Annotated in this window: 14 protein-coding genes; 7 read left to right on the top strand and 7 right to left on the bottom strand. The window is 66.5% G+C overall.

Features of this window, described 5'->3' with window-relative positions:
* The first annotated feature begins 120 nt into the window (after positions 1-120).
* Positions 121-2,127: a CocE/NonD family hydrolase gene (locus BMZ17_RS09525; protein WP_093138360.1), complete on the top strand. Its 2,007-nt coding sequence runs from the start codon at positions 121-123 to the stop codon at positions 2,125-2,127.
* 92 nt (positions 2,128-2,219) lie between these two features.
* Here BMZ17_RS09525 and BMZ17_RS09530 read toward each other — a convergent pair whose 3' ends face one another.
* Positions 2,220-5,249: a TonB-dependent receptor gene (locus tag BMZ17_RS09530; RefSeq protein ID WP_093138361.1), complete on the bottom strand. Its 3,030-nt coding sequence runs from the start codon at positions 5,247-5,249 to the stop codon at positions 2,220-2,222.
* A 147-nt stretch (positions 5,250-5,396) separates the two neighbouring features.
* Here BMZ17_RS09530 and BMZ17_RS20935 point away from each other — a divergent pair, with 147 nt between their 5' ends.
* Positions 5,397-5,777, top strand: coding sequence for a hypothetical protein (locus BMZ17_RS20935; RefSeq protein ID WP_139202878.1), 381 nt, complete (start codon positions 5,397-5,399; stop codon positions 5,775-5,777).
* Between the two features lie 13 nt (positions 5,778-5,790).
* On the opposite strand, the gene BMZ17_RS09535 is transcribed toward BMZ17_RS20935, so the two are convergent.
* The 3 genes from BMZ17_RS09535 to BMZ17_RS09545 all read right to left on the bottom strand — a co-directional run bounded on the left by BMZ17_RS09535 (position 5,791) and on the right by BMZ17_RS09545 (position 8,362).
* Positions 5,791-6,201: a hypothetical protein gene (locus tag BMZ17_RS09535; RefSeq protein ID WP_093138362.1), complete on the bottom strand. Its 411-nt coding sequence runs from the start codon at positions 6,199-6,201 to the stop codon at positions 5,791-5,793.
* A 123-nt stretch (positions 6,202-6,324) separates the two neighbouring features.
* Positions 6,325-6,933, bottom strand: a complete 609-nt coding sequence (locus BMZ17_RS09540; RefSeq protein ID WP_139202879.1) for a hypothetical protein — start codon at positions 6,931-6,933, stop codon at positions 6,325-6,327.
* 49 nt (positions 6,934-6,982) lie between these two features.
* Positions 6,983-8,362, bottom strand: a complete 1,380-nt coding sequence (locus BMZ17_RS09545; protein WP_093138364.1) for a helix-turn-helix domain-containing protein — start codon at positions 8,360-8,362, stop codon at positions 6,983-6,985.
* A 119-nt stretch (positions 8,363-8,481) separates the two neighbouring features.
* On the opposite strand from BMZ17_RS09545, the gene BMZ17_RS09550 reads away from it, so the two are divergent.
* Genes BMZ17_RS09550 through mmsB form a run of 5 tightly spaced genes read left to right on the top strand, consistent with a single transcriptional unit; the run spans position 8,482 to position 14,068 of the window.
* On the top strand, positions 8,482-9,987 hold the full coding sequence (locus BMZ17_RS09550) for a CoA-acylating methylmalonate-semialdehyde dehydrogenase (RefSeq protein WP_093138365.1): 1,506 nt from the start codon (positions 8,482-8,484) through the stop codon (positions 9,985-9,987).
* Positions 9,988-10,030: 43 nt separating this feature from the next.
* On the top strand, positions 10,031-11,212 hold the full coding sequence (locus BMZ17_RS09555) for an acyl-CoA dehydrogenase family protein (protein ID WP_093138366.1): 1,182 nt from the start codon (positions 10,031-10,033) through the stop codon (positions 11,210-11,212).
* Entirely contained in the window at positions 11,209-12,003 is a 795-nt protein-coding gene (locus BMZ17_RS09560; protein ID WP_093138367.1) for an enoyl-CoA hydratase, read from the top strand. The genes BMZ17_RS09555 and BMZ17_RS09560 overlap by 4 nt, the downstream gene beginning before the upstream one ends.
* Positions 12,000-13,178, top strand: a complete 1,179-nt coding sequence (locus BMZ17_RS09565) for an enoyl-CoA hydratase/isomerase family protein (protein ID WP_093138368.1) — start codon at positions 12,000-12,002, stop codon at positions 13,176-13,178. Before BMZ17_RS09560 ends, BMZ17_RS09565 begins: the two co-directional genes overlap by 4 nt.
* Entirely contained in the window at positions 13,175-14,068 is an 894-nt protein-coding gene (gene mmsB / locus BMZ17_RS09570; RefSeq protein ID WP_093138369.1) for a 3-hydroxyisobutyrate dehydrogenase, read from the top strand. The genes BMZ17_RS09565 and mmsB overlap by 4 nt, the downstream gene beginning before the upstream one ends.
* A gap of 168 nt (positions 14,069-14,236) precedes the next feature.
* On the opposite strand, the gene BMZ17_RS09575 is transcribed toward mmsB, so the two are convergent.
* Genes BMZ17_RS09575 through BMZ17_RS09585 form a run of 3 tightly spaced genes read right to left on the bottom strand, consistent with a single transcriptional unit; the run spans position 14,237 to position 16,482 of the window.
* Positions 14,237-15,271 carry a DUF4124 domain-containing protein gene (locus BMZ17_RS09575; protein ID WP_093138370.1) on the bottom strand — a complete coding sequence of 345 codons (1,035 nt, stop codon included), beginning with the start codon at positions 15,269-15,271 and terminating at the stop codon, positions 14,237-14,239.
* On the bottom strand, positions 15,271-15,861 hold the full coding sequence (locus BMZ17_RS09580) for a DUF4124 domain-containing protein (RefSeq protein WP_093138371.1): 591 nt from the start codon (positions 15,859-15,861) through the stop codon (positions 15,271-15,273). The genes BMZ17_RS09575 and BMZ17_RS09580 overlap by 1 nt, the downstream gene beginning before the upstream one ends.
* A gap of 54 nt (positions 15,862-15,915) precedes the next feature.
* Entirely contained in the window at positions 15,916-16,482 is a 567-nt protein-coding gene (locus BMZ17_RS09585) for an L-threonylcarbamoyladenylate synthase type 1 TsaC (protein WP_093138372.1), read from the bottom strand.
* Positions 16,483-16,491: the final 9 nt, after the last annotated feature.

Genomic DNA, 16,491 nt, shown 5'->3' on the forward strand with positions numbered 1-16,491 from the left:
CCGGCGCCAGGATGACGCGCCGCCCGCTGGCCGGCCGCCCTTGCGTCCCGTGCCATCCGTCATCTTCCCGCTCGCCCGCATCTGGCCGAAACTCCAGGGTTTCCCCTCGCGAGAAACCCGATGCGACTCCCACGGCGCACCACGCCCCTGGCCACCGCGCTCATGGCGTGCGGCCTGACCCTGCTGGCCGCCGCGCCCGCGCTGGCCCAGCAGAAACCCGATCCGAACGCCGAACTGATCGCCAAGCGCAACGCGCTGGAAGCGGAGCTGGAAAAGATCGCCGTGATCGACCGCAAGGTGATGGTCAAGATGCGCGACGGCAAGCTGATGGCCGCCGACATCTATCGCCCCAAGGGCACCGGCAAGCATCCTGTGATCTTTTCGCGCACGCCGTACAACTTCAACTACTGGGATGTGAAGCTGGGCGCGCCGCGCGACATGAGCAACCAGCTTGAGGCGGTCAAGCGTGGCTACGCGCTGGTGCAGATGCAGGAGCGCGGCCACTACTTCTCGCAGGGCAACTACGACATCCTCGGCATGCCGCTCAGCGATGCCACCGATGAGCTGAAGTGGATGTCCTCGCAGCCGTGGTCCAACGGCAAGGTCGGCACCACCGGTTGTTCGTCCACCGCCGAATGGCAGATGGCCGTGGTCGCGCAGGACGAGCCGGCGCTGGCCACCTTCAACGTGCAGGGCTTCGGCGCCGGCGTGGGCAAGGTCGGTCCGTATTACGAGCAGGGCAACTGGTATCGCGGTGGCGCGATGCAGATGCTCTTCGTCTCGTGGATCTACGACTACGGGATCCAGAATCAAGTGCGCCCGCAGTTCCCGGCCGGCACCACGCAGGAAGAACTGATCAACGCCTCGCGCTTTTTCGACCTGGATCCGCAGATGCCCAAGGTCGACTGGGACAAGGCGTTCTGGCACCTGCCCAGCAAGGACATCATCAAGGCCGTTGGCGGCCCGCCGGGCATCTACGACACGGCGATGCCGGTGGCGACCGGCGGCAACATGGTCGCGCGCACGCCCAACAGCCCGGCCTGGTACAAGGGCGGCCTGTGGCACGAGGACATGAAGATCAACAAGCCCGGCTTGTGGTTCATGAGCTGGTTCGACGTATCGGTCTCGCCCAACCTGGCCGCCTACAACCAGGTACGCAAGACCGCCGACAAGTCGATCGCCGACCAGCAGTACGCGGTGATCGCGCCGGTGCTGCACTGCGCCTACAAGCGCGCCAGCGAGCACACCATGGTCGGCGACATGGACATGGGCGACGCGCGCTTCAACTACGATGATCTGGTCTACGGCTGGTTCGACCAGTACCTCAAGGGCGAGGACAGCCCGGTGGTCGCCAAGCAGCCCAAGGTCATGTACTACGTGATGGGCGCCAACCGCTGGAAGAACGCGCAGACCTGGCCGCCGGCCGGCGTCAAGACGCAGGAGCTGTACTTCGGCAGCGACGGCCAGGCCAACACGCTGTACGGCAACGGCGCGCTGACCGAAACGCTGCCCACGACCGAACAATCCGACAAGTTCACCTACGACCCGAGCAATCCGGTGCCTACGCTGGGTGGCGGTGGCTGCTGCCAGGGGGCCACCAAGTTCGGCTCGTTCGACCAGCGCCAGCAGGAAACCCGCAACGACATCCTGGTCTACGACACCAAGCCGTTCGAACAGGGCGTGGAAGTCAGCGGCCCGGTGACGGTGACGCTGTACGTGTCCTCCGATGCCAAGGACACCGACTTCACCTTCAAGCTCATCGACGTGTCCCCGGACGGCCGTGCGATGAACATCACCGAGAACATCCAGCGCATGCGCTACCGCAACGGCTACGACAAGCCGCTGGCGTGGATGGAGAAGGGCAAGGTGGTGCCGGTGACTTTCCAGCCGATCGACACCGCGTACTACTTCAAGCCCGGCCACAAGCTGCGCGTGGACGTGTCCAGCAGCAACTTCCCGCGCTTCGACCGCAACCTCAACACCGGTGGCAACAACGTCGATGAAGATCACGGCGTCATCGCCCGCAACGTCGTCCACCACGGTGCGCAGTACCCATCCAAGATCACGTTGACGGTGATGCCGGCGGCCGAGCCGGCGTCGGTCGATCAGGACGACGACGCGAAGTAAGTGCGCTCATTCCTGCCTCCCCGCGACCGCGCGGGGCGGCAGGCGTCCCATCCAGGCCTGACGCGTCGAACGACGCGCCAGGCCTTTTTGCATCAGAAGTCGTAGCTGACGCTGAAGCGCATGTAGCGTGGCGCTTCGCGGATGATCGCGGTGCCGTAGAGCGGGTTGGGCGTGGTGCCGCCGGTGACCGAGTTGGGATTCTCGAAGGTCGCGTGCTGCTCGTTGAGCACGTTGAAGATGTTGGCGCTGAAGCCCAGCCGCCCTTGCGCAAAGTTCGGCCGGTAGGTCACGCCCAGGTCCAACTGGTGCTGCCAGGGCAGGCGGCCGTGGCTGCCCGGCGGCGAAGGCTCGCCATCGCAGTAGTGATAGGCGTTGCCGTAGCCGACCGGATCGCTGTAATCGGCGCCGTACGACCCCAGGCAGATCTTCGGGTTGCCCGACTGGATCGACAGCGTCGCCGAGACCAGCCATTCCGGCGTGAACTGGTAATAGCCCATCGCCTTGAACTGATGCGTGTGGTCGTTGTTCTGCGGGCCGTTGGTGTGCTCCATGATCACCGCGTTGTCCCAGTCTTCCGACGCCGATGCACCGCTCTGCAACAGATCCGAGCGCAGCTGGCCTTCGGTATTGCCGTAGCTGCGCGAGAACGTGTAATCCAGGCGCGCATACCAGGTGCCATCGAACGGATGTTCCAGGAACGCATCCATCGCGTAGTACTTGCGCTTGAGCTGCGGGAAGCCCAGCTCATCGTTGCTCAGCGAGGTGGTGAAGTGGTTGCCGTCGGTATCGACCAGGGTGAAGGTGTTGGCCCGGCCCGGATTGATCAGGTAACAGCTGTTGGTCGAGCCCACCTCGTGCCCTTCGGCTTCGGCCTTGGCGGTGACCAGGTCCACGTCGCAGAAGTCGTCGATGGCGTTGCGCAGGATGCGGTGGGTGACCTTGGCGCCGTACTGCCACTGCGCGTTGAGCTGCTTTTCGAAGCCCAGGATGAACTCGTCCTGGTATTCGGCCTTGATGCCCTTGGCCGTGACCGTCTGCGGATCGGGCTGCTGGCCGAAAGAGTTGTTGGCCGAGACCGCATCGGAGATCTGGGTCAGGCCGTTGGGCGTGCCATCGGGATTGATGCCGGTGTAGGTGTAATAGGTCTGCGTGGCGATATAGCCCGAGGCCGCGCCGGTGGCCGGATTGAGCGGCAGGCCCAGGTAATAGCGCCCGGCGTTGCCGTAGATCTTGAAGCTGGAATCGCCATGCACGTCCCAGGCGAAGCCCAGGCGGGGCGCCCACTGCGGCTTGGTCTGCTTGATGAAGGCCTCGCCGGCCGGGTTGTAATCGGTGAACTGATCGTTGCGCAGGCCCAGCGACAGCAGCAGGTTGTCGCGGATCTGCCACTTGTCCTCGATGTACTGCGCGCGCTGCGAAGAGCGCACCGACACCGCGTTGTAGGCCACGTTCTGCTGCACGTAATAGCCGTCCTCACCGCCGGGATAGCCGGCCGGTGCCGGCACGCCCAGGCCGCTGACGATCGGCGTGTTGGGCGTATCGGTGTGGCCATAGCCCCAGCTGTAGCCCGGCCCGGTATTGATGCTGCCCTGGTTGTAGGCATTGGCGACCTGGTTATCGATGCCGACGCTGATGCTGTGGTCGCCCAGGTGGTAGTTAAGGTCGATGCGGGTGTTGGTGGTCTTGTTGCCGCGGCCGGCATCGGCCAGCGAGGACACCTGCGTGTTGGTGATCGGCGTGCCACCGGTGATGGCCGGGTTCTGGTTGATGGCGCCGCTGACGTAGGTGAGGCTGGGGTCGTAGGAGCCGGGGACGTCGTAGTTCTTGGTCTTCAGTTCGCCGTAGGTCGCGCTCAGGGTCAGCGCATCGGTGAGATAGCCGGTGTACTTGCCCACCCACAGGTCGCCGCCGGTCTCGGTGGTGTCGCGGTCGCGCAGCTTGTCGCCGCGCAGGCGCGCGTTGAAGTCGTAGTCGTAGATGCTGCCCGAGCCCTTGCGCTTGTCGCTGGCGCCGGTGAACTCCAGGATGTTGTTGTCGTTGATGTTCCAGTCGAGCTTGGCGTACAGGCGCGGGTTGTCGTAGCGGTACGTGGTGGCAGGCGTCGAACTGTCTTCCACGTTGCTCACCGAATTGCCGTTCTCGCGCTCGAACTCGCCGGCGACGAAGAAGAACAGCTTGTCCTTGATGATCGGGCCGCCCGCATACGCGCTGACGGTGGTGCTGTCGACATCGTTCTTGCTCTTGGGATCGTAGAGCCCGCCGGCCACCGGGTTGTCCGGCGTGCCGTTGGCGTAATACACGTCGCGCTCGCTGGCGCGGGCGAACTTCGGCTCCCACAGCACCTGCGCGCCGAAATGCCAGTCGTTGGTGCCGCGCTTGCCCAGCTGGTTGATCACGCCGCCGTCCGAGCGCCCGTACATCGCGCTGTAGCCGCCGGTATAGACCTCCTGCTGGTCGATGGCGCCGTAGGGCAGGGTGAGGCCGCCGGCGCCGTTGAGCGGATCGGTCGTGTTGAACCCGTTGATGTAGTACGCGTTCTCGCTGGCGGCCGAGCCGCCAAAGCTCACCAGCGACTGGCCGGTGGCGCTGGTGAAGTTGGCACTGTTCTGCACCACGCCTGGGGCCAGCTTGGCGATGTCCTCGGCGCTGCGGCCCAGCGGCAGCTTCTGCAACTGTTCGGCCGTGATCACCGTGCGTGAGTCGACCTGGGTCACGTCGATTGGCGGCACCGCGCTGGCCTTGACGCTGACCGCGCCGAGTTCCTGCACACCGGCGTCCGAAGCCGGCGCCGGTGCGGCGAAGGAGACGTTGGCGGCGCCGCCGATCTGCAGCGCGATGTTCTCGCGGCTCTCGACCGTCTGGCCGTCCTTCTGCAGCGTGACGCCATAGGTGCCGATGGGCAGCTGCGAGGCCACGTAACGCCCATCGGCATTGACCGGCACCACGCGATGCACGCCGCTGCCGTTATCCAGCACCACCTGCGTGCCGGTGCCGGGTGCGACCTGGCCATAGACCGAGCCGGTGGTGGACTGGGCCATCGCAGCGGTCGCACTGCCCAGGCCCAGGGCCACGATCAGGCTGCGGGCGAGCGCCTTGCGACGCAGGAAAGGACGGGTCTTCATGGCGGATTCCCCTTGGAGCGAAAAGGAAGGCGGCGCCATCACGTCCCAACGGTTGCCGGCGCCGCGCGTTGCGTCCCTGCTCCAGCCGCCTCAACGCGTGTACCGATCGCGATGCGATCTGAAGCGTTTTAGAAATCCGGTTCTGGCGTGCGCGCAGCGCCGCATTGCAGCGCCTCTTGGCGCGAGCAATGTCGGCTTCTGCTTGCCGGGCTGGAAGATTTAAATCGATACAAATCGAAGCCCGAGATTGGCATGACGGTTCCGGCACAGTCGAGTGATATGTGTTCCATTTCTGACAGTGGCGACAGGAAGTTCCCTGCGCGCGTCGGTGTCGGTCAAACGGCGTGCGGCCGCGTCAGGCAGGCGACGAAGGTCGTTCGAAGAAGGGGATCAGGGCCGCGCGTGTTCGGCCCCGGCTGGATCGAAGGCGGCGTCGAAAGCGTGTTGGCGATTGCGCCGGACAGGCGGCGCGAGGAGGTCGATCGCGATCGCGTTGCGTCAGCACGCGCGAAATTTGCGGCCGCGTGAAGCGCATTGCGCTTCAGTCGTGCGGCTTCGGTGTGGCCTTCAATAAACTGCGGTCAAAGGTGGTCTTGCCCGCTTCGCAGGTCAGCTTGGCCACGATCTTCTGCGCCTTGGTGAGCGCCACCTCGGCCTTGGGTCCTGCCGCGCCGCGATCACGCGTGACCGACACATGGAACACCTCGCCCGCTTCGGGAAAGTGCAGGTCATCGACCGCTTCGCCCGCACGATCGTCGTGCTGCCAGAGCAGCTTGTCAGTCGGCACCGATACCGCCTTGTCGCCGGACCGAAACACGACGGACGTGGCCGCCTGACACACTTCAACCGGACCGGTGTTGGAAGGACATGAGAACACCGATGCTTCGCCGGGTTCACATGCGAGCGTTGTGCTGGAGATCGACAGCAGGACGAGCAGCGTCGCTTGCTTCATGTCACCTCTCCAAAACTGGCTTCCATCACCCAGACGAGCTTCATTCTGCTTCCTGTTTCGCCAGTTAGTCGGCTTCATTGTCTGACGTGCCTTCGTCTTGGCGACCACGCGCGAGTTACCTGGTCAGTCTGAAGCGAGATCAAGGATGCGTCCATCCGGGCGCTTGATTGGTCCCTTTGCATTCGGGTGCTGCAGCTTGATCATCTGCATCTGTGATGCCACCGATGCCAGATCTTCTTCAAGGAGCTTCCGGTCGCGGGTAGTCCAGTACCTGCCCTCGTCCACGACATCCAACTGATCGGTAAAGGGTTTGATGGCATCTAGGATATGAATCACACCGATGTGAGCATTCGCGCCAGCGAATTGCGTTTTGACAAAATTTTTGAAGGCTCTCGCCTCGCCAACCACCAGATAAAGTGGCTCTGACATTTCGTTCGGATAAATGACAACGCCAAGCGCCGAAGAACGGCTTTGATTCCCTTCAAGTTCGCAAAGCATGTCGATCGTTATCTGATCGAGCTTCGGATCCGATGCGCCCGAAATCAGAACGCATCGCCAGGACAAGCCCTCTGCGGATCTGCAGGCGGCGCTGGCGATATCGTCGATCTCGATGCCTTGTCTCAGGTGGCCGTCGAAATGGATGGTCACACCTGCATGTGCATCACAAGATAGAAGGGCGCCGAGAACGCTCCACGCTAACAGGTGCAGTGCGAACCATGTCTTGCTTAGCATCGTTCTGGATCCTTCCATGGACAGGCTAACCATAGCGCACGGGTGGCGCTTACCGCACCACCGCCCCCAACTGCGGCAGCGCCGGAAACGCGCGCTGCAGGCAGTCGCTCCACTCACACGTTCTGCAGCCTGGCCCGATCGGGACGGCGCTGTCGGCGCGCAGGTCGATGCCGCGGGCGTAAACCAGGCGCTCGGCATGGCGCAGGTCGCAGCCGAGCGTCACGGCGAAGGTCTTGCGCGGCTGGCCGTGGCCGACCGGTCCGCTGCTGACCTGGCGGGCGAGCCAGAAATGCCGGCGGCCATCGGGCAGGCGCGCGACCTGGGTCAGCACGCGGCCGGGCTGGTTGAAGGCTTCGTACACGATCCACAGCGGGCATGAGCCGCCGACCTGCGAGAAGTGGAAATCGGTCGAGGAGTGGCGCTTGGACACGTTGCCGGCGCGATCCACGCGCATGAAGAACAGCGGCAGTCCGGCGGCGCCCTCGCGCTGCAGCGTGGACAGGCGATGGCACACGGCTTCGAAGCCGACGCCGAAGCGCTGGGCCAGCCATTCGATGTCGTAGCGGCTGTCCTCGGCGCTGCGCAGGAATTCGCCGTAGGGCATCACCAGCGCGCCGGCAAAATAGTTGGCCAGGCCGATGCGCGCCAGCGCGATGCGTGCGGGATCGTCGAAGCCGGCGCGGGCGATCAGCGCGGCGACCAGGTCCGCGTGTTCCAGCAGTACCAGCTGTGCGGCCATCTGGAAGGCCTGCTGGCCGGGGCGCAGGTAATCGGGCAGGTGCAGCACGCGCGCGATGGGATCGTAGGCGCGCTTGTCGTAGCCGGCGGCGCCGTGGACCTCGACCAGCACGCCGTGGCGATCGGCCAGCAGCTGGCGCAGGCGCGGCGCGGTGTGGCCGGGGACGAGGCCGAGTTCAGCGAACAGCGCCTCGGCCAGGTCGTCCAGCTCGGGGATGTGGTTGCGCAGGCGATTGAAGTAATCGCGCACCTGGTCGCCCGGCGGCAGCAGGGCCGGCGCGTTGGGGGCGGGCCCGCTGCCCAGCTGCAGCTCCAGCGCGGCGGCGCGTTCGCGCAGGGAGCGGTGCTCGCGATGCAGGTCCAGCAGGGCGTGCGCCACCTGCGGCAGGTTGCCGGCCAGGGCGCGCAGCTCGGCCGCGCTGATGCCGGGCTGGCCGAGCGCGCGCAGGGTGTCGTGCAGCGGATCGACCAGCGCGGCCGGGTCGTCGGTATCGAACAGCTCGGCGGTATCGCCCAAGGCGGCGCGCAGGCGCTGCTGCACGGCCGGGGTGAGCGGGCGCTTGTTGCGCTCGATCTGGTTCAGGTAGCTGGGCGAGAGCTCCAGGCGCTGTGCCAGCTCGGCCTGGGTCAGGCTGTGCTGCTGGCGCAGGCGCTGCAGACGCAGGCCAAGCTGGCGGTGGGGGCGGCTCATCTTCACAATCTTCGCAGAATGGTGGGGCGAGATTCGCCAGATTAAGCAAAAAATCGGCTGAAGACGGCGTGGAGCTTGCAAACAATGTGAATCTCTTTCGCTCCCAGGCCGCCGCTCCCATGAATGCCGAACTGCCCCGCGTGTCCCTGCTGATCGACGGCGCCTTCGTCGAATCCTCCACGACCACCTGGAAGGACGTCATCAACCCGGCTACCCAGGACGTGCTGGCGCAGGTGCCGTTCGCCACCGTGGGCGAGGTGGACCAGGCCGTCGCGGCGGCCAAGGAGGCCTTCAAGACCTGGCGCAAGACGCCGATCGGCACCCGCGCGCGCATCTTCCTCAAGTACCAGCAGCTGATCCGCGAGCACATGAGCGAGCTGGCCGCGATCCTCACCGCCGAGCAGGGCAAGACCCTGCCCGACGCCGAAGGCGATGTGTTCCGCGGCCTGGAAGTGGTCGAGCACGCCGCGGCCATCGGCAACCTGCAGCTGGGCGAATTGGCCAACAACGTCGCCACCGGCGTGGACACCTACAGCGTGCTGCAGCCGCTGGGCGTGTGCGCCGGCATCACCCCGTTCAACTTCCCGGCGATGATCCCGCTGTGGATGTTCCCGATGGCGATCGCCACCGGCAATACCTTCATCCTCAAGCCGTCCGAGCAGGACCCGATGGTGACCATGCGCCTGGTCGAGCTCGCGCTGGAAGCGGGCATTCCCAAGGGCGTGCTCAACGTGGTCCATGGCGGCGAAGAAGTGGTCAACGCCATCTGCGACCACCCGGACATCAAAGCGGTGTCCTTCGTGGGTTCCACCAAGGTCGGCACGCACGTCTATAACCGGGCCTCGCTGGCCGGCAAGCGCGTGCAATGCATGATGGGCGCGAAGAACCACGCCGTCGTGCTGCCTGATGCCAACAAGGAGCAAACGCTCAACGCGATGGCCGGCGCGGCATTCGGCGCGGCCGGACAGCGCTGCATGGCGGCTTCGACGATGGTGGTCGTCGGTGCGGCGCGTGAGTGGATTCCGGACATCGTCGCCAAGGCCAAGACGCTGAAAGTGGGCCCGGGCAATGCGAAGGGCGTCGATGTCGGCCCGTTGATCTCTACCGGCGCCTGCACGCGTGTCGAGAGCCTGATCGAATCGGGCATCAGCGAAGGCGCCACGCTGGAACTCGATGGCCGCAAGCCGCAGGTGGACGGCCACGCGCAGGGCAACTTCGTCGGCCCGACCATCTTCTCCGGCGTGAAGCCGGGCATGCGCATCTATGACGAAGAGATCTTCGGGCCGGTCTTGGTGATCGTCGAGGTCGACACGCTGGAAGACGCGATCGCCTTCGTCAACGCCAATCCCAACGGCAACGGCACGGCGGTGTTCACCCAGTCCGGTGCGGCCGCGCGCAAGTTCCAGGAAGACATCGACGTGGGCCAGGTGGGCATCAACGTGCCGATCCCGGTGCCGGTGCCGCTGTTTTCCTTCACCGGCTCGCGCGCGTCCAAGCTTGGCGACCTGGGGCCGTACGGCAAGCAGGTGGTGATGTTCTACACGCAGACCAAGACGGTCACCGCGCGCTGGTTCGACGACGACACGCTGAGCCACGGCGTCAACACCACGATCAGCCTCAAGTAAGTCTTCAAGCAAGCCAGTCCAGCCTTCGCCAGAGAGCAGTGCCATGAATGCAGTGATGAAACTCCCGATGGATGCCGCCGACCTCAACGAGGAACAGCTCGCGTTCCGCGATGCGGCGCGCGATTTTGCCGACAAGGAGCTGGCGCCCTACGCGGCCAAGTGGGATGCGGAAGGCATCTTCCCGCGCGAGACCATCGCCAAGGCTGGCGAGCTGGGCTTCTGCGGGTTGTACACGCCGGAGGACGCCGGTGGCCTGGGCATGACGCGGCTGGATGCGGCGGTGGTGTTCGAGGAACTGGCCAGCGTCGATCCGTCCACGGCGGCCTTCATCACCATCCACAACATGGTCACCTGGCTGATTGCCAGCAACGCCACGCCCGCCGTGCGCGATGCGTGGTGCCCGGCGCTGGCCGCAGGCGAAAAGCTGGGCTCGTATTGCCTGACCGAACCGGGTGCAGGCTCGGACGCGGCCTCGCTCAAGACCCGCGCGGTGCGCGATGGTGACGAGTACGTGCTGGATGGTTCGAAAGCCTTCATTTCCGGCGCAGGCGCGACCGATGTATTGGTGGTGATGGCGCGCACCGGCGACATCGGCGCACGCGGCATCAGTGCGTTCGTGGTGCCGGCCGATGCCAAGGGCATCACCTACGGCCGCAAGGAAGAAAAGATGGGCTGGAACAGCCAGCCCACGCGCGGCATCACCTTCGAAGGCGTGCGTATTCCCGCCGCCAACCTGCTGGGCAGCGAGGGCGATGGCTTCAAGCTGGCGATGAAAGCGCTGGATGGCGGCCGCATCAACATCGCCGCGTGTTCGCTGGGGGCGGCGCAGGGTGCGCTGGATGCGGCGCGTCGTTACATGGGCGAGCGCACCCAGTTCGGCAAGAAGCTGGGCGAGTTCCAGGCGCTGCAGTTCAAGCTGGCCGACATGGCGACCGAGCTGGTCGCGGCGCGCCAGATGGTGCACACGGCCGCGCGCAAGCTTGATGCCGGCGCAAGCGATGCTACGGTGTGGTGCGCGATGGCCAAGCGTTTCGCCACCGATGCGGGCTTTTCGATCTGCAACGATGCGCTGCAGCTGCACGGCGGCTACGGCTATATCCGCGAGTATCCGGTCGAGCGCCTGCTGCGCGACTGCCGCGTGCACCAGATCCTGGAAGGCACCAACGAGATCATGCGCGTGATCATTTCGCGGCATCTGCTGACCACCGACGAGGGCCTGCGATGAGCTGGCGCACTGCTGCGCACACCGGCTTGCAGGTTGAAGCCGATGGCCACGTCGCCGTCGTCACGCTGTCCAATCCGCCGGCCAACACCTGGACCGTGCACAGCCTGTCGGCGCTGCGCGATCTCATCGCCGCGCTCAATGCCGATCGCGGGATCTACGCGCTGGTGATCACCGGCGAGGGCGAGAAGTTCTTCTCGGCCGGCGCGGACCTCAAGCAGTTCGCGTCGGGTGACAAGGCGCATGCGCGTGAGGCGGCGCGCCGCTTCGGCGAGGCGTTCGAAACGCTGGCCGCGTTCCGTGGTGTCTCCATCGCCGCGATCAACGGCTATGCGATGGGCGGCGGATTGGAATGTGCGCTGGCCTGCGACCTGCGCATCGCCGAGGAACATGCACAGATGGCGCTCCCCGAAGCAGCCGTGGGCCTGCTGCCGTGTGCGGGAGGCACACAGGCGCTGCCGCGGCTTGTCGGGGAGGGCTGGGCCAAGCGCATGATCCTGCTCGGCGAACGCGTCGATGCGGCCACGGCCTTGCGCATCGGCCTGGTCGAAGACGTCGCGCCGAAGGGTGAAGGCAAGGCGCGTGCGATCGAATGGGTGCACAAATGCGGCAAGCAGAGCCCGACCAGCGTGGCCGTGTGCAAGACGCTGGTGCAGGCCACGCGCAGCGGCAGCTTCGCCAGTGCGTTGGTGGCCGAGCGCGAGGCCTTCGTCGATCTGTTCGATACGGCCGATCAGGCCGAAGGCGTCAACGCCTTCCTGGACAAGCGCGCACCGCAGTGGAGCAACGCATGAACATGGCCGAGCCGTTGGTTGAAGCGCCGGTGCTGTTCGAGGAGCGCGCGGGCGTGGATGGCCAGCGCATCGGCATCGCCACGCTCAACACGCCCAAGACGCTCAACGGCCTGTCGCTGGAGATGACGCGCCTGCTGGCCACGCAACTGCGCCTGTGGGCCGATGATGCGGCCATCGCCTGCGTGTTGCTGCAGGGTGCGGGCGAAAAGGCCTTCTGCGCCGGCGGTGACCTGCACGGCCTGTACCGCAGCATGCGCGCGTACCGCGAGAGCGGCAGCGCCGACATCACCACGAATACTTACGCGGCGGCGTTCTTCGAGGAGGAATATCGCCTCGACTACTTCATCCACACCTATCCCAAGCCGCTGCTGTGCTGGGGCCACGGCATCGTCATGGGGGGCGGCATCGGCCTGATGTCCGGCGCCAGCCATCGCGTGGTGACCGAGCGCTCGAAGCTGGCGATGCCCGAGATCAGCATCGGCCTGTTTCCCGATGTCGGCGGCAGCTGGCTGTTGGCGCGCGTGCCGCGGGGCGCGGGCCTGTTCCTCGCGCTGACCGGCGCGCCGCTCAATGCGGGTGATGCGATCTATGCGGGTTTGGCCGATGTCTGCATCGAGAGCAGCCAGCATGACGCGGTGGTCGATGCGTTAGTCGCGCAGCGCTGGAGCGGTGATGCCGCGGCCGATCGCGCGGCCTTGACCACGCTGCTCAACGGTCTGTCGACCAAGCCTGCACCCGGTCCGCTGCAGGCGCACCTGGACACCATCGAGGCGCTGGTCAAAGCTGGATCGCTGGAGCAGGTCGTCGCGGCGATTGTCGCGGCGCAGAGCGATGACGATCCCTGGCTGCAGACAGCGCAAGCCACGCTCGTCGCGGGTGCGCCAGGTTCGGCACGCTTGTCGTGGGAATTGCAGCAACGCGCCGCCGCGCTGTCGCTGGCCGACACCTTCCGCCTGGAATGCATCGCCGCGCTGCATGTCGCCGCGCATGGCGATTTCGCCGAGGGCATCCGCGCGCTGCTGATCGACAAGGACCGCACGCCGCACTGGAGCCCCGCCACGCTGGCGCAAGCTGATGCACGCTGGGCCGACACCTTCCTCGTTTCACCGTGGCCCGCCGACGCGCATCCGCTGGCCGATCTCGATTCTTCCTTGCATCACAGGAGTCACGCATGAGCCGTATCGCCTTCATCGGTCTGGGCAACATGGGCGGCCCGATGGCCGCCAACCTGGTCAAGGCCGGGCACCTGCTACGCGTGTTCGACCTGGTGCCCGCCGCGCTCGATGCGGCCAAGGCGGCCGGCGCGATCGTCGCCAGCTCGGCCATCGACACGCTGGCCGGTGCCGAAGTGGTCATCTCGATGCTGCCGGCGAGCAAGCATGTCGAAGGCCTGTACCTGGGCGACGGCGGCATCCTGGAGAAGATTCCGGACGGCGCGCTGGTGATCGACTGCAGCACGATCGCGCCGATGAGCGCGCGCAAGGTCGGCGACGCAGCCAAGGCGCGCGGCCTGGCGATGCTGGATGCGCCGGTCTCCGGCGGCACCGCCGGCGCGCAGGCCGGCACGCTGACCTTCATCGTCGGTGGCGATGACGCCGCGCTGGAGCGCGCGCGCCCAGTGCTGCAGGCGATGGGCAAGAACATCTTCCACGTCGGCGCCAGCGGCGCGGGCCAGGTCGCCAAGCTGTGCAACAACATGGCGCTCGGCGTGATCATGGCCGTGACCGGCGAGGCCATCGGCCTGGGCGTGGCCCACGGCCTGGACCCGAAGGTGCTCTCGCAGATGATGGCCGTCAGCACCGGCCGCAGCTGGGCCACCGAAGTCTGCAATCCGTGGCCGGGCGTGCTGGAAAACGCGCCGGCCTCGCGCGGCTACAGCGGCGGCTTCGGCAACGACCTGATGCTCAAGGATCTGGGCCTGGCGGTGGAAGCGGCGATGGGCGTCGGCGCGACAATTCCGCTGGGCGAGCTGGCCCGCAATCTCTATGCGATGAACAAGCAGGCTGGTCGCGGCGGGCTGGATTTTTCCAGTGTCGTGCAGCTGGTGAGCGACAAGGCGGGCTGATCCGCTCGCCCAACTTGAGCTGCTGATCTGATGTGGGGCTTGGCTTGTGCGGGCCTTGCTTGGCTTGCGGGCTGCTTCAGCAGCGACGTGGCTTTCAGTTAACGCCATCGCTGCCCAAGCAGCTTCCACATCAGCACATGTCGTGATTGAGCGAAGCGAACGGCCGGCTTACTTGCAGCCGGCATCCTGGACGATGCGCTGCACGCGCGCGTACTCAGCCTGGTTCTGCGCCGCGTTTTCCGGCTTGGCGTAGCGATACGCGACCTCGGTTTCGCCCAGGCGCTTCTTCCACGCGCCGCACAGCTTCTGGTCGGGCACGCGCGCGCAGACGTCGTGGATTACCTGGCAGGCCTTGCCGCTGCCCGAAAACGGATTGCCGTCCAGGCCAACGGTCTTGAGCGGCGCGCAGCGCGACTGCGGTTCGGCCTGCTCGGTGAGATAGGTGCCGTTGTCGTAGGTGGTGCACTGGAACAGGATCGGTGGCGCGCTGCCGGTGACCGTGCCTGCATCGACGGCCTTTGGCGCGGCATTGCCGCGACCGGCCAAGGCATCGGCAGCCGCATCGTCCTTGTGCAGGGTTGGGTCCTCGATCAGGGTCATGCCGCCGATGGTCTGGATGGTCTGCGCGTCTTCCGGCGGCGGCAGCGCGATCGCGCTGGAACGCGAACCGTCGTTGCGCCCAGGCGCTGTGCTTGCGGCGCTCGGCGGCGCGGCCTGCGCCGGCGGCGGCGTGGCGGGCGCGTTGCCGGGCAGCGGCATGCTGGCCACTTCATGCACCTCGCGCTTGTCCTGCTTGCTGCCGGGCGGACAGGGCGCGTTCTGCACGGTCATCTCGCCCTTGGCATCGGTGCAGCGATAGATCGTGGTGGCCGGCCCGGACGGCGCGGCCACCACCGGCGTTTCCGGCTTGGCGCTGAGATGCAGCGGCGCAGGCGGGATTTGGGGCGCGGCGGGCGGTGTGGGCTCGGCGGCGCTCCTGGCCTGCGCGGGTGACGACTTGAACGAGGCAGGCAGCGGCTGGGTGGCGACGTCCTTCACCTCGCGCTTGTCCTGCCTGGTGCCTTCCGGGCAGGGTGCGTTCTGCACCGTCATCTCGCCCTTGGCATCGGTGCAGCGGTAGATCGTGGTCTGCGCCTGTGCGGCGCCGCCGGCGATCAGTCCGCACACGCACAGGGCGGCGCGCGCCCAGCCTTTCATCGACATCAACCCGCTCCGCAATCGTTGCCAAGGCGCGCGTCCACGCCGCGCTGCTCGCGATCCAGCGCCTGCCGCTCGCTCTGCAGCGCGCTGTGGTACTGGCGCAGGATCTCGTAACGGCGATCGCGCAGGCGATCGCAGACTTCCGCCTGCGGCAGCTGGTGGCAGGTGTCGCGGACCCAGGTATTGCCGACGACCACCGAGCCGCGGCCGCGATAGCCCAGCGACCAGATCGGCACCAGGCGCGGATTGCCGTCACCGTTGTCGCTGGTGTAGGTCTTGCTGTCGTCGACGTTGGTGCATTCGTACATGGGGCGCGGTGGAGTCCGGTAGACGACCACGTCGCGCACGATCGGCGCGGTGGGCGGGGGTGTTGGGGCCGCGACCGGCGCCGGCGCGGGCGGGGGATCCTGCGGACGGATCATTTCGCGGGTTTCCTGGCGCTGTCCGGCCGGGCAGGGCGCATCGCCCAGGGTGACCTTGCCGTTGCTCGCTTCGCAGCGATACACGGTGACCTGACCGCTGGCGTGTGCCACGCCCGATGCGATCAGCGCCAGCAGGACACCACACGACAGCAGGGGCAGGTAACGCGACATGCCGGCATCTTGCACGCGTGGCCGCAGGCAGGAAAGCGTGCGCCGCCGCGACGTTCAGCCGCGCAGCACCTGGCCGGTGAGGGCATTGCGGATCACGCTGGGGCGCTCCAGGCCGCCGGTCGCGCCGGGCAGCACGCCATCCAGGCGCGCGAGCAGGGCCGGATCGAGCGCGTCCTGCGTGCTCACTGCCGGTTGCCCGGTGAGGTTGGCACTGGTCGAGACGATCGGCCCGCCGAAGGCCTCACATAGGGCGATCACCTGCGGGTGCGCGCTGACCCGCACCGCGATGCCGGTGTGCGCGCCGGTGACCCAGGCCGGCGCCTTGGCCGAGGCCGGCACGATCCACGTATTGGCAGCCGGCCAGCTGGCGAGTACCTCGTCGCGGCGCGCGTCGGGCAAGGCCGACCAGTCGAGCACGCCATCGAGCTGGTCCACGCGCGCGGCGATCAGGATCAGGCCCTTGTCGACCGGGCGTTCCTTGATCGCCAGCAACTTTTCCACCGCGGACTGCGACATCGGATCGCAGCCCAGGCCCCAGACCGCTTCGGTCGGGTAGGCGACCACGCCGCCGTCGCGCAACAGCGCGGCAGCGGCATCCAGCGACAGCGTTCTGGCGGTCATGCGGTGGCG

Origin of the sequence: Pseudoxanthomonas sp. GM95, from assembly GCF_900109775.1 — a bacterium.
Classification (GTDB): Bacteria; Pseudomonadota; Gammaproteobacteria; order Xanthomonadales; family Xanthomonadaceae; genus Pseudoxanthomonas_A.

Excerpts from the sequence above, each read along its gene's own strand:
- BMZ17_RS09525 (WP_093138360.1), top strand. The coding sequence starts at position 121 with ATGCGACTCCCACGGCGCACCACGCCCCTGGCCACCGCGCTCATGGCG.
- BMZ17_RS09530 (WP_093138361.1), bottom strand. The coding sequence starts at position 5,249 with ATGAAGACCCGTCCTTTCCTGCGTCGCAAGGCGCTCGCCCGCAGCCTG.
- BMZ17_RS09535 (WP_093138362.1), bottom strand. The coding sequence starts at position 6,201 with ATGAAGCAAGCGACGCTGCTCGTCCTGCTGTCGATCTCCAGCACAACG.
- BMZ17_RS09540 (WP_139202879.1), bottom strand. The coding sequence starts at position 6,933 with ATGCTAAGCAAGACATGGTTCGCACTGCACCTGTTAGCGTGGAGCGTT.
- BMZ17_RS09545 (WP_093138364.1), bottom strand. The coding sequence starts at position 8,362 with ATGAGCCGCCCCCACCGCCAGCTTGGCCTGCGTCTGCAGCGCCTGCGC.
- BMZ17_RS09550 (WP_093138365.1), top strand. The coding sequence starts at position 8,482 with ATGAATGCCGAACTGCCCCGCGTGTCCCTGCTGATCGACGGCGCCTTC.
- BMZ17_RS09555 (WP_093138366.1), top strand. The coding sequence starts at position 10,031 with ATGAATGCAGTGATGAAACTCCCGATGGATGCCGCCGACCTCAACGAG.
- BMZ17_RS09560 (WP_093138367.1), top strand. The coding sequence starts at position 11,209 with ATGAGCTGGCGCACTGCTGCGCACACCGGCTTGCAGGTTGAAGCCGAT.
- BMZ17_RS09565 (WP_093138368.1), top strand. The coding sequence starts at position 12,000 with ATGAACATGGCCGAGCCGTTGGTTGAAGCGCCGGTGCTGTTCGAGGAG.
- mmsB (WP_093138369.1), top strand. The coding sequence starts at position 13,175 with ATGAGCCGTATCGCCTTCATCGGTCTGGGCAACATGGGCGGCCCGATG.
- BMZ17_RS09575 (WP_093138370.1), bottom strand. The coding sequence starts at position 15,271 with ATGTCGATGAAAGGCTGGGCGCGCGCCGCCCTGTGCGTGTGCGGACTG.
- BMZ17_RS09580 (WP_093138371.1), bottom strand. The coding sequence starts at position 15,861 with ATGTCGCGTTACCTGCCCCTGCTGTCGTGTGGTGTCCTGCTGGCGCTG.
- BMZ17_RS09585 (WP_093138372.1), bottom strand. The coding sequence starts at position 16,482 with ATGACCGCCAGAACGCTGTCGCTGGATGCCGCTGCCGCGCTGTTGCGC.